General features: G+C 36.8%; 10 protein-coding genes. All 10 read right to left on the reverse strand.

What is annotated here, in order from left to right:
* Positions 1-4: 4 nt before the first annotated feature.
* Positions 5-268, reverse strand: a complete 264-nt coding sequence (locus MOO47_RS02710) for an EsaB/YukD family protein (protein WP_249513266.1) — start codon at positions 266-268, stop codon at positions 5-7.
* Entirely contained in the window at positions 261-758 is a 498-nt protein-coding gene (locus MOO47_RS02715) for a hypothetical protein (protein WP_249513267.1), read from the reverse strand. The genes MOO47_RS02710 and MOO47_RS02715 overlap by 8 nt, the downstream gene beginning before the upstream one ends.
* Positions 736-3,873: a type VII secretion protein EsaA gene (esaA, locus tag MOO47_RS02720; protein WP_260523911.1), complete on the reverse strand. Its 3,138-nt coding sequence runs from the start codon at positions 3,871-3,873 to the stop codon at positions 736-738. The genes MOO47_RS02715 and esaA overlap by 23 nt, the downstream gene beginning before the upstream one ends.
* A 385-nt stretch (positions 3,874-4,258) precedes the next feature.
* Positions 4,259-5,503: an RNA polymerase factor sigma-54 gene (rpoN, locus tag MOO47_RS02725; RefSeq protein ID WP_249513269.1), complete on the reverse strand. Its 1,245-nt coding sequence runs from the start codon at positions 5,501-5,503 to the stop codon at positions 4,259-4,261.
* A gap of 105 nt (positions 5,504-5,608) precedes the next feature.
* Positions 5,609-6,781, reverse strand: coding sequence for an MFS transporter (locus MOO47_RS02730; RefSeq protein ID WP_249513270.1), 1,173 nt, complete (start codon positions 6,779-6,781; stop codon positions 5,609-5,611).
* A 138-nt stretch (positions 6,782-6,919) separates the two neighbouring features.
* Entirely contained in the window at positions 6,920-9,220 is a 2,301-nt protein-coding gene (helD, locus tag MOO47_RS02735) for an RNA polymerase recycling motor HelD (RefSeq protein WP_249513271.1), read from the reverse strand.
* A gap of 65 nt (positions 9,221-9,285) precedes the next feature.
* Complete coding sequence (locus tag MOO47_RS02740) at positions 9,286-10,062, reverse strand: hypothetical protein (RefSeq protein WP_249513272.1); 777 nt, start codon at positions 10,060-10,062, stop codon at positions 9,286-9,288.
* Positions 10,059-10,769: an ATP-binding cassette domain-containing protein gene (locus MOO47_RS02745; RefSeq protein WP_249513273.1), complete on the reverse strand. Its 711-nt coding sequence runs from the start codon at positions 10,767-10,769 to the stop codon at positions 10,059-10,061. Before MOO47_RS02745 ends, MOO47_RS02740 begins: the two co-directional genes overlap by 4 nt.
* Positions 10,770-10,907: 138 nt before the next feature.
* The gene (gene hdcB, locus MOO47_RS02750) at positions 10,908-11,438 is read right to left on the reverse strand and encodes a histidine decarboxylase maturation protein HdcB (RefSeq protein ID WP_249513274.1); all 531 of its coding nucleotides are present in this window, start codon (positions 11,436-11,438) and stop codon (positions 10,908-10,910) included.
* A 21-nt stretch (positions 11,439-11,459) separates the two neighbouring features.
* A complete protein-coding gene (locus MOO47_RS02755) occupies positions 11,460-12,950 on the reverse strand; it encodes an amino acid permease (protein WP_249513275.1) in 1,491 nt (496 codons plus the stop codon).
* Between the last annotated feature and the right edge of the window lie 18 nt (positions 12,951-12,968).

The following is a 12,968-nucleotide window of genomic DNA, read 5'->3' on the forward strand; positions in this document are numbered from 1 at the left end:
CCCACTAGTTCAATAATTTCAGAATATCGCCATTAGTTATCGGAAAATCCGCTAAAACATCATTATCAGCAATTATTAAGGATTTAGTCACCACTTGAATAACTTGTTGTGCTACTGGATACAACTTCTTACCCTCTGATTGCAGTCCCGAATCAATTGAATGGATTAGCTGACTAACACTAATAACTAACGGAACACGCAAATCCAACATTAACGATTGTTTATCGGCAGTAATTGCCTTAAAAGTAACATTAATATATTTAGCCATGACTACTCCTTTCCAACAGCACCTTACGCTTGCTGCTTAACCAATAACCCAGACCAGAAAAAATCATAATAATCAATAACACACCAACAATTATTAAAACTTGATGATTACTTTTTTGATGCTCTGCTAAGCTATGCGTCTTCATACTGGACTGATGTGGCTTATTAAAAATTACTTTTTTGACGCTCAATAGCGAAACTAAATGATCTTTGACAGGTTTATCTTGCCTGAATGCTAAATTTTTCTTTTGCTGCAAGTATTGTTGGCGTTTATGATCCAGTGCTTTTTCATCAAAAACCTTGCGTTCATTAAACAAACCATTTTGTTCGTCAGTTTCACCTGACTGATCTTTAGTATGATGGTCACTCATCGGTTGGTTAATCGTATTATTAATCTGCATCTTGCCATCGTTAGCTACCGCCAAAACAACAGTAGGATGCAGACCGATACTGATAACTAGCAACCAACTACAGATCTTGAGCCACTTCATCTTGGCGCACCTTAACTTTCAAATTAATTAACACTCCGACAATTAAAATAACAGCACAGATTGCTATAAAGACAATCGAAATGGAATTTGCTTCAAACAATTTAGTATATTGATCTTCAATTCTTTGGAAAGGCGACAACCACTTCAAGGCATCACTTAGCCAAAATTGATTGCTGACATAAACCCCGATTGCTGGTGTAAAGAAAATATATTGAATAAAGAAAATGAAAAATACGAACACACCTGCCATATTCAATTTGCGAATTAATAACGTGACTATCACAATCAATGTGGCTTGGATAATGGTTTCAGTAACCATCCAATAAAATAGGCTGATATGTTCTGCCATTGAATCATAAGACAAATAAGCCACCGCTAGACCAACCACTAGAATTAATCCCAACACTACTGGCATAAAATAATCATGCATCTTGCCATCGTCTAACCAATCATCAGCTTTATGAGCTAGTTCCGGTCGTTTATATTTCTCTAGCTCAGCAATTAAATAAGCTGCAAACAAAGCAATAACAGTATTCGCCAAAGTTAAGAAGTACGGGAAAATAGAACTATTATTCTTGATAGTGCCTGCATTGTGCATCTTCAGCGGTGCTGACATATTGTTATAGATCTTGCGCGAAGCATTGTCATCTTTTTTAGTGTTAGGCATCACATCAGCAAAGTTATCACTATATTTTTTATTTTTATCATTCAAAATCGACCAATTATGCAATAACGAATTAGCTTGATTAACCAAAGATTTGCCATTTTTGAGGATATCACTGGAATTAGTTTGAATAGAATCTACATATCCAGCCGCAGCTTGGGTAGCAGATAATAAATTCTTACTATTATCCAAAGCTTGCTGTAAAGCATTCTTTGACTCACTAACGCCATTTTGATAGTCTGACAACTGTTGTTGGTTAGCTTGCGTATTCTCGTTGAGCTGTGTTTGCACTTGCGATGCTAACGCTTGATTATTAGCGACTTGTTCTTGCAAATCACTAAAATCAGCTTGATAAGGTGCTGGATTCAATAAATCAGTGTTCAAATCAATTTGACTGTTAAACATCGTAGAATGCTTAGCATACATATCGATCCCTTGCTGATAGATACTTTGCAATGACAACGCCAATTTACTAATTCGTAGCCGCAACAATTTCTTTGAACTATTGGCTGCTTGCATATCATCGATATTGTCACTTAAAGCTGTTGTCTGATCGTCCAAAGATTTAAACAATTGATTATTAGCATGACCCGCTGCACTCATAGAAAAATTATTATGTGTGCTCAATGTGGTCACATCGTCCATAATTGATTGTCCGTTATTATCTTGTCCATTTAAGAAATCCAACAAAGTGCCTGCTTGATTAATACTCATAATGGCACCAATAACATTTTGCAAACGTTCGCCTTGACTGTCAGTCACCGCGTTGCCCAGATCATAATTTTGCACATCCACTTGACCTGCAGAATCTCCGAGCGTCACTGCCCAGTTAGTTGGTGCAGGTAAACTAAATTGACTCCAATCAACTACAAACTGTGGTGTAATTACTGCATTGCTTGCTACTTGTGCAGTCGGTTGTAAAGTAATTAAACCCGTTTGTGTATTTAAATCTGGCGTGAAACCAGCATTTTGCAATTGTGACAGTAAATTTTGTACATCCAATTTCAAATAGGATGGTAATTGAAAACTAATATTTTGTGTATGACTAGTAATTCTTAATTGCGGACCGATGATCAGCTTAGCATTAACCATATTAGCTGCTGGATCATTTTGAACCTCCGGATGGGAATTAAAGTAATAATTAATCCATTGTTCCGAGGCACGCAAACTTTGCACTTGAGCATCACTTAAATAACCAGCAGCCGCCAATTGCTCGACAACTTCTTGATAATTAGGCGGTAATTTAGTAATCACCATATTCAATTTTTGTTGAACTAAATTTTGTAAATGCTGTGAAGTAGCATAATCAGGATTAGCAGCTGATACTTTTTTCGTTAAATTGGACTGTAAATTGGCGATATCTGTCTTTTGATTTTGCAAACTGTCAGATAAATCATCGACTTGTGTATCCGGATTCAAGAATGGATCAGTCAATAATTGACTCATTAAAGTCTGCACCTCATCACCTTGAATCAAAGAAATATAATTAGCATCATCGCTCATCAATTGATCCAAACTGCCTTGTTGCGCAGATAAAAAGTTCAACGTTTGGAAATTATTTTGCTGAATGATGGAATTGCCTGATTGGGCCAAACTTTGTAATTGCTGATTCACGTTATTGTTGGTTTGCTGTTGAGCACTGTCAACTTGTGACACCATCTGATCTAAGCTGGAATTAAGCTCGCCTAAAGCATTAGTTGCACCAGAAAAATCGGTTGGCGTTTGAGACAAATCACCTAGCGAATTTAAAATAGAACTGACCGAAGAATCATCACCCGTCGCAGGTGTTTGCTGATCGTCAGTCTGATTGTTATTTTGACTACTTAAAGTTTTAACCAGTTGCGATAAAGGATTGTTGACGTCACCTTTCATGCCACTTTGTAATTGTAATTCACTCGCAGAAATCTTATTCATTTGATCTTGTGCTTGGTGTAAATTAAATAAGATACTTGCAAAATACAAATTTGTCACACGGCGATTTAACGTATTTAAGACTGTATTGGTCTGCTTTTCGACACTTAAACGTAGATTGGTATTTTTATTTTCGCGCACTTTATATATGATGTCCGTCTGCTTAAAATTAGGGGACTGAAACTGCAAAATTTTCTTAGAAAAATTGTGTGGCAAAACCACAATCAAATCGTAGTTCTTATGCTTAATACCGCGTTCAGCCACACTACGTGACACAGTGAACCAATTAATTTTGTCATTTTTAGTTAGCAAATTAACAAAGTCGGTCCCAAAATTATATTTCTGGTTATTAAAAGTGCCACCTTGATCTTCATTAACCAAAGCAACGGTCATTTGATAATCTTTAGTGGACTTAGCTTTTTGCTTGCTACCAAAGACTAGGAGACTAACTGTACCTAAAAGTAACACTATTAAAATAAGCGCAATAAATTCTCTGTAATGTTTATGTATGAATTTTTTGATGGTAGTCAGCCCCCACAAATTAATTTATAGCCAAAATCAATAATAAAATCAGCTAGTTAATAGAATATTATTAAAAGCTGGTAAACGTCAAGAGAAAATCGCAACATTGTTCTTTAATAAATAATTAATTATAGTTATTATAATTAAAAACAAATAGTTATAATATTAAATGCAAAAACGCAAAAATGAATCGCAGTAAAGATAATATTACAAAAAAATTTGTGTTAAATATGTTAAAATAATGTCAACAAGTTAGGGAGGGATCAAATATGATGTGGCAAAATATTGTTCAAGGTGCTTTAACATTAGGTCAAAACATTTTACAAGACGTAAACAGCTTTTTCGACATTTTTAAATATTAGTCTTGCTGTTTAAATACAAAAAAGCGTGACTTTTAAATAAGCTACGCTTTTTTTCGTTGTTGAGTATTACCAATCGCTAATGCTTGTCGATATTTCGTCACCGTGCGTCGGGCTAGTTGTACTCCTTGTTTTTGCAATAGTATCGCTAACTGTTGATCGCTGAAAGGATGACTATGGTTTTCTGTTTTAATTAGTGCTTGTAAACGTTTTTGCACGGTAATAGTCGATAATTCTGTCGCATATTTAACCGGGCGACTGAAACAATCTTTAAGTGCTAAAATTCCGTGACGAGTTTGTAAATACTTATCTTTAATCGCTCGGCTGACTGTTGATTCACTGATGTGCAAACGTGTTGCTACATCACGCAGCAATAGGGGTTGCAAAGTATCTTCTTTTTGCAATAAAAAGTCTTTTTGAGTCGCGACAATGACAGTACCTACTGCTGCTAGAGTCCGCGAACGCTGTCTTAATCCGCTTAGTAAAGATTGATATGCTCGATATTTAGACTGTACATATTGCCTAACTTCTAAATCTGCGCTATTTTGCAAATGTTCATAAGTTTCCTGCGCAAAAATAAGTCGCGGTTGCCCACTAACACTAACACTCAGCTGCAAATGTTGCTGATCAACTTGTAAAATCAAATCAGGCACTATTGTAGTTTGCATGTGCATTGACGCAATTTCATAAGGATAGCGTCGTAACAACTGTAAGATATGTAATGCTTTTTTGATTTGGGACAACGGCTGGTGCAATCGTTGACTAATTTCTGTCCACTGCCGCTTAATCAATAACTCCCAATAATTTTGAACAATTTGGTAAGCAAGTGTTTCTTTTTGCTCGGCTAATTGCTGTAGAAAATAAGTGCGCACTCCCGTTAATCCGATGCCGGCTGGTTCTAATTGTGCTAACAATTGTTGTCCTACTTTAAATTGCTGATCTGTCAAATGATATTGCATTTTAAAATCAGTTGGCGACAATGCTAAATAACCATGCTCATCTAAATTAACTAGAAAATAACTGAGCAAGCGCTGTTCTTGTACTGTATAGCTTCGTAATTTGATTTGTGGCAACAAATAATCAATAATATCAACATTTTGCGCCTGCGGTGTTGCCCAATTCAACACATCACCAAAATCTTGCACCTCAAACAATGGATTACTCAAGCTTTGTTCTTTAACATAAGCTGTCAGATCCACTAAATCACTCTGTAATAAATGTAAAGCTTGTTGCATTTGCATCGACAAAAATAAATGCTGCTGTAATTGCGGTTTTTGTAGTAAATCCATATGTTGTGCCCCCAGATCGTTAAAACCTTAGCATTATTATGGCACAAGTTTCGTTGCACTACTATACAAAATAAAAAAGACTAATTGATAAGATTAGTCTTTTGTTTATTGCATTTTTGCTTTTCTCGTAACAATAACAGCGGCGATCAATAAAAATACACTCAAAATAGCATAGACCATAAAAATTGGTGCCCAGTTATTAATCTGATGGTAAACATAAACACTCAATGCTGGCCCGATAGCAGCAAACAAATAGCCAGCTGATTGTGCCACGCCAGATAATTGTGCAGTTTGTTGCACATGTGCTGTTTTCTTTTGGAAGAAAACGATACATAGACTGAAAGCCGTTGCCGAAGCCATGCCCATCAAAATTGCTAACACCAAATTAACAACAAAATTAGCGTGGAATATGGGCAATAAGATTGCACCTGCTGCATAAATGCCACCCACACCAACAGAAGTTGCATACATACCCTTTTTAGTGGAAGCTAAGATCGGCGTTAATAATGACATCGGCATTCCAGATAATTGGAAGACAGTTGCCAATAAACTAGATGTACCCGTAGAAAAGTGATTGCTCGTCCAAAAAGATGGCAAAACTGTCAATAAAGAATAATAAAGCAAAGACTGTGTACCAAAGCAAAAAGTTACTAACCAAGTCAAGCTATAATGACTAATTGAGCTAGCTTTAGGCTGTTTAACACCAGCATAAGTACGTTCTTTAGGCACACCATGATACACATACGCCCATACTAAAAAGCTTAGCAAGCTGATACAAGCAATCACCAAAATCGTTATTGTTAAATTGGTAGCCTTAACTAAAGGAGCAGCTACTCCCGTACCAAAAGCAGCTACAAAGCCCATCGTAAACGTATATAAACTAGTCAATAGCGTTGCTTTAGCGGGAAAATACTCTTGAATAACTGCAGGCAACAAGACGTTACCACCAGAAATGCCCATCCCTACAAGAACTGTTCCTAAGATTAGTACACAACTACTAGGAATAGCACGTAAATAACTACCGATCACTAAAATCAATAATGTAACAAATAATACTTTTGTATTACCTTTGCGGGTCCCCCAACGAGCTATGAAAGGCGACAAAATTGCAAACATCAATAGAGGAATAGTAGTTAGTAAACCGCTTAGACTATTAGGTAACCCAATAGCTTGGTGCAACCACGGCAAAATAGGTGGAATCATCGTAATCGGCAACCGTAAATTCGCTGCAATTAGGATTATGCCGACACTCATCCACGCATAATATTTCTTTTTCACTAAAATCAACTCTTTTTACTATTTAATTTGTGTCTAGAAACACTAAATGTATACGTTACTAGAAAAAAATTATTTTGGCAATATTGTAATCTTTTACACAAATCACACAAAAAATAATCAAATAATAAAAAAAGCTTATTAAAAAAAGCTTTTTTGGGATAACTGCTTGGGCACTGCCGCAATAATCGAATCTAATTGTTCAACTGCCAAAATGGTCAGCCGGTGCATTGCACGTGAAGCAATGGTATAAATTAATTGACGATCTTGCGCAGTAAATTGTCCAGCACTCATATTCCACATAATAACTGCATCAAACTCTAAGCCCTTAGCCAAATAAGCGGGGATTACAATATTTCCTGCCGCTAAGCGCTGATTTTCCGAACGGATCAAAGTTGTCGCAACTTGATTGTCTTGTAATTGGCGATATACTTGCTGGGCTTGCTGCAAATCTTTAGTAATAATCGCGGTGGCATAATTTTGTTGATCATTTAACTGCAGTTGTTTTTGAGCAGCTTGTAACATCGCTTGTTGATCAGCAACCACCGCAATATTAGGCAAATCACCATTGCGTTCAAAGGAAGAAATTTTCTCACCACGCAACAATAATTTCTTTGTAAATTCAGTAATTGGCTTAGTGGAACGATAAGAATGTGTCAACTGCACCACTTTAGTCTTGTCGCCTGCAAACAATTGTTGAATTTCTTTCAATAATGTTCCTGCACTATCTTGCACGAAAATAGATTGGTTCAAATCGCCCAACAAAGTATAGCGTGCCTTGGGAAAATTATATTTCAAGTAAGCCAATTGAAAAGGCGTATAGTCTTGAATTTCATCAATAAAGACAAACTTCATATTATTATCGCCATGGCGTCCTGTTATTAAATCATACAAATATAAGTAAGGCGAAATATCATTAATCGTAATTTTTTTCATTTGGAGATTTTGTTGAAACTGTTGCGTATACATTTGCCACTGCGCTTTAGTCAACTGATAGTTTTCCAACACCACTAGTTGGGGCACTACTTGCAAAAACTTGCGATAAGTTTGGGTCAGGTTAATGAAGCTATTTTGTCGGATACGATGTGCCAAAGGTTCAAAGGCTTCCAGCACAATCTTTTGTGCGAGAAAATTTTGTTCATCATCGCTATTAGCAAATTCTTGATCTGGATTATCATATAGAGATCGCAATTGCTCTTGGCTTAGTGCTTCAATCTTTTCTTGTACCCAATCTTTGCGCTTTTGTTGCTTCATTTTCTTATTTAACAATCGCAATAACTTTTGGCGCGTTCCATCAATTCGGTTCACTAGCTTATATTGCGGACCAAAACTATAATAGATATTCGCAATTTGCTCGTGGGAAATTAAAACTTGATTGCGAAAACGCAAATCACGAAAATAAACACCGCCACTACTGAGAATTTGCGCATAATTAGTAAGCAACTTAAAGAAATCTAAGTCCGTGATAAATTGCGTCACGGCTGTATTATTGTGTTGCATATTCTGCTCAAACTGTTCAAATAAAGTTTGTAATTTCAACTTAGGCAGGCGCCGTGCAACATACTGTAAATATGTCAATTGCACCATATTCTGTTCACCCATCTCTGGCAAAACCTGGCTAATATAATCATTAAATAACATATTTGGCGAAAACATGACGACTTGTCCGGAAGTTAAACGTTTGCGATAACGATACAACAAATACGCAATTCGCTGCATAATAGCTGATGTTTTACCAGAACCTGCAGCCCCCTGAACAAACAATAAATCAGAGTCAGTATCGCGAATAATTTGATTTTGTTCGCGCTGAATGGTTGTCGCGATACCCTTCATTTGTGTACTAGCTCGTTGATCCAACACTTCTAGCAACATCTGATCGCCGATTGTTTCTTCAGTATCATACAGTGTCTTAATTTGACCGTCTTCAATAATAAATTGGCGCTTCAAATTCACATCAACTGCTTGGGGACCATCAGGTGTTTGGTAGGTAATTTCACCTAAATCACCATCATAATAGATTGAAGAGATCGGCGCACGCCAATCATAAACCAAAAAGTGATCTTGCACATCACTAAACGACGCTAAACCAATATAGATAGTTTCGGGTTTACCAGATGGTAACTCTTGAAAATCAATTCGTGCAAAATAAGGCGTCTTGGCTAACTTTTGTAAAACTCCTAATTGCTGTTGTGAGCGTTGCCAAGAATTATTACGTTCAGCCAACATCTGCTGTTGCTGGTGAATAGATAAAGCTCCCGCCATCGAAATCGAATCATCGCCCACCCCAACGTGCAAATCATCGCTAAAAGTACGATCAATTTCTTTAATATCAGCTTTAGCTGTTTTCATACTTTTAGCTAATTTAGCTTGCGCTTGAGAAATCTTCTTTTTAACTTCTTCCAAATGTGCTTGTTCTTGTTGCTTAACATCCATAGTTGTCATGTAATTATCCCCAACTTCAAAATATTAATAAAACATTTTAGCACACCACAGATGCGAATAACAGTTTAGCGATTAGTTTCTAATTTGCTGAATATATAAGCATTAATGCTGACTACAATTGCCGTTAAAACAAATACCAAGAGATCCAATTTCATCATCATCCAAATTAGCCCATTAAATAATTTAAGGTCATTGGAAGTACTCATATCCAAAAGAAAATCTTGTGGAATCAGGTTAGAAACAAGACTGTATATAAACATGCAAATAAATGCTACCACAACATAAATAGCTACCTTAACAATTGTCACGGAACCACCCGGAATTTTTTGCAAAATCAAATTACTACAAAAAGAAATTAACTGAATAAAAGCAAGCCAGAAAGTCTGCCCTATAATAAGACCGATAATTAACCAAATAATAAAACTAGCGAAAATATTCAAGACGCTCATAAAATCACCAGAAAATGGTACGCCTTCAGCAAGCATTAATAAAATGCCTAAAATGACATCCACTAAACAAAAGTACGCAAAACTGAGTGTAGCACTAGTAATCTGTGCTAAATACAGTTTCCAATCAGCAATAGGCAGCAAACGAAAACGATTCGAACGCGCGTGCTGCAAAGAACGGCGCAAAATACGAATAAAGGCAACAATTAAAAAAATAAAGCTCCACAAAATAAAATCACCAATGAAAATATCGTTCAAATTCTTGCGTCCTGAATTTGCCCAAAAGTAGACAGTCGAAATTACCAAGACCAATAAATTAATTAAGAGCGTTTGCGTTGCTAATTTAAACTGTTCTTTAAAAGTGACCGTTAAAACTGAACCCCACTTAGTCATCATTCTTCCCCCTCATAAATATGTTCAAAGTATTGTTCCACAGGATTAGCACTATCGTTACCTAATTCCACCATTTCTGCGCGAGTTTTGTGGTCAAAAACAGTCTGATCTTTAATAATGACTAACTCATCCAAAGCTTCGCTGATTTCTTCTAAATGATGACTGCTAATCATAATCGTGGAATCATCACCGATCCAATCTAAAATACTAGCGATGATTTTTTTGCGACCGATCACATCAACACCGCTAAAAGGTTCATCTAGTAAGTATAGATCCGTATCCCGCGCCAAAGTTACTGCAATGGTGAGACGTTCACGTGTACCTTTAGAAAGATCTTTTACCTTATCCTCCGATTGTAAATTCAAAAACTCTGCTAATTGTTGATAACGTTCCGGTTTGAAATCCGGATACAAATGCTGATAAAAAGCCGCCACATTTTTCACTTGCGTTCCCTTAGGAAAACCCACTAAACCATCTGAAAAACTAACATGCTCTTTGATAAGATCCGCAGCTTTCACGCCGGCAACTTCAATCTGACCCGCACTTGCTTTGGAAACGCCGACAATTAAACGCATCAAAGTAGTTTTACCGGCTCCATTAATGCCTGCTAACCCTACAAAATGGCCTTTATCTAGCGTTAAATCAACATTTCCTAGAATGACTCGCCCATTTTTCTTGTAGCTGACATTACTCATTTGCAATAAATGCATCTTCTCTCGCTCCCCCGCAATATTAAATTAAAACTTACCTAAATTTCTGTAAGTTAATACAAACACTTTAACATTTTAACATTTTTAGACTAATTAAAAAAACGTCCCACACCGTTCAAGTGTGAGACGCATGATTATTTACTTGCCAGCTTTCGGCAAAGCTGGATTACTATCATCATATTCATATTGACTAATGTAACCAGATTGCATATAGTTGCGCAACCGATCAACTTCTGGAGCATGATCACTATCCAACAACTGCGGAAAACCACCGCGAATCGTATTGTCATAAGCAGCTTGTTCATTAGATTGTGGGCTGATAGCTTGCGCTAAATCAAATACGCGCCCAGCAATAATATCAGCGAATTCCCATTTTTCTTTATCGACAAATTCGATTTTAATTGCCCCATGTGGTGCTGCCTTGACTCCCGTAATACTTTTAACATCTTCACGGCTCCGATACTGCAAAGAATCTGGTTGTTTGAGATCATAATAATAAACTTTGGTGCCAGCAGTGAAAATAACTTGTCCAACTTCACCGTCTTCATTCAAAGCAATGCTATAAATTTTACGGGAAACTTGACGCAAAGCTGGAATAATTTGCTTATTTTTTACTTCAGGCAAATGTTTATGCACAAATTGCTCATTATCAGCCAAATCTACACTCATTAGCAAATCACCTCTTTATAATTAATGCTTAATAGTCACAAATACAATCCCTAAAACAGCAACCAACAAAATCACACCAGCAAAAATCTTTTCATATTTGGTAAACATTGCTTCTTTGGGTGCATGTTGTCTGCGCGCATACATAAAGACGGGTATTCCCAAAGCATAAATGATAAATGCTAAAGTAATATATTCAATCCCGGCAGCATACCCCATAAACAAAGTCCCTAACATGGCTAAGCAACTAACCCAGCGCGCACCATTTCGTGAACTAGTCGTTGTTAATTTTTGCGGATTGAATGTTTTATTGCTGCCACTTTCTTTAAATAAATACAGCATTGAAATAAAGTATGGTGGCACAGTCATTGTTCCGACAATTGTCAACATAGTGTTGAAAGCATGTCCAGCAAAATGACTGCCAATCAAAATAATCTCCATTACTATAGTAGAAATAATTACCGAAAACGAAGGAACTTTATTTTTATTAATTTTGGCAAAAGCCTGTGGGAAAGTCTTGTCTTCCGCAGCTGCAGCAGGCATTTGCGATAACAATAATGTCCACGTCAACCAACTAGACAAAACGGCAATCACAACACCAAAAGTAATGACTGCCCGACCCCAAGGTCCAGCAACAATATTCATTAATTCGCCAGAAGATGGTGAATGCATAGCAGCCACTTGTCCGTAACTTCTTAAACCCAGTGGCAATAGTGAAGCCATCGCATAAAGAACTAAACAAATTAAGAAACCATATTTAGTAGCTGAGCGAACATCTTTTTGACTGCGTGCTTTACCAGATAAAACCACTGCGCCTTCTACACCACCGAAGACCCAAAGAGTAGTTATCATCGTATTTTTAACTTGGTTAGCTAATGAACCCATGCTCTTATCGCTTAAATGTGGAATAGTTTGTGTAGCAAACATATTCGTCGTAAAAGTGTGCCAATTAAAGACAATAATCATTGTCACTAAAAATACAGCAGTGGACAATAACATGACAACAGTACCAGTAATATCAACCCAACTAGCACCCTTAATACCGTTTAAGATTAATAAACTCATACCCCACAAAATCACACTGGCACCAATGATAGAAGGAATATTATTCCCATTACCAAACACACCGGGCCATAATGTATTTAAAGTGGACATCAATAGCACAGCATAAGTCACATTAGCGAAACACTCACAAATCCAATAACCCCAACTGACAAAAAAACCGGTAAACTTACCAAAACCATCTTCAGCGTACTTGTAAAGACCAGTAGTAAACTGCGGTCTAATTTCAGAAAGTGTTAAAAATGACCGCACTATAAACCACATGATAATCCCGGTCAAAATCCAACCAAGAACTTGACCGACCATCCCAGCCTTAATCGCCATATTTTGCGGCAAATCATAAATACCGCCACCTACCATAGCCGATAGGACAAAGGCAATTAGACCAATTACACCAACTTTTTGGGTATTTGAACCCGAAGTTTTAGCAGCTTGCTTTTTATTAGAATTCACAGCAATACCCCTTTTCAA

The sequence above is a fragment of the Bombilactobacillus thymidiniphilus genome (assembly GCF_023380245.1).
In the GTDB taxonomy this organism is placed as follows: domain Bacteria; phylum Bacillota; class Bacilli; order Lactobacillales; family Lactobacillaceae; genus Bombilactobacillus; species Bombilactobacillus thymidiniphilus.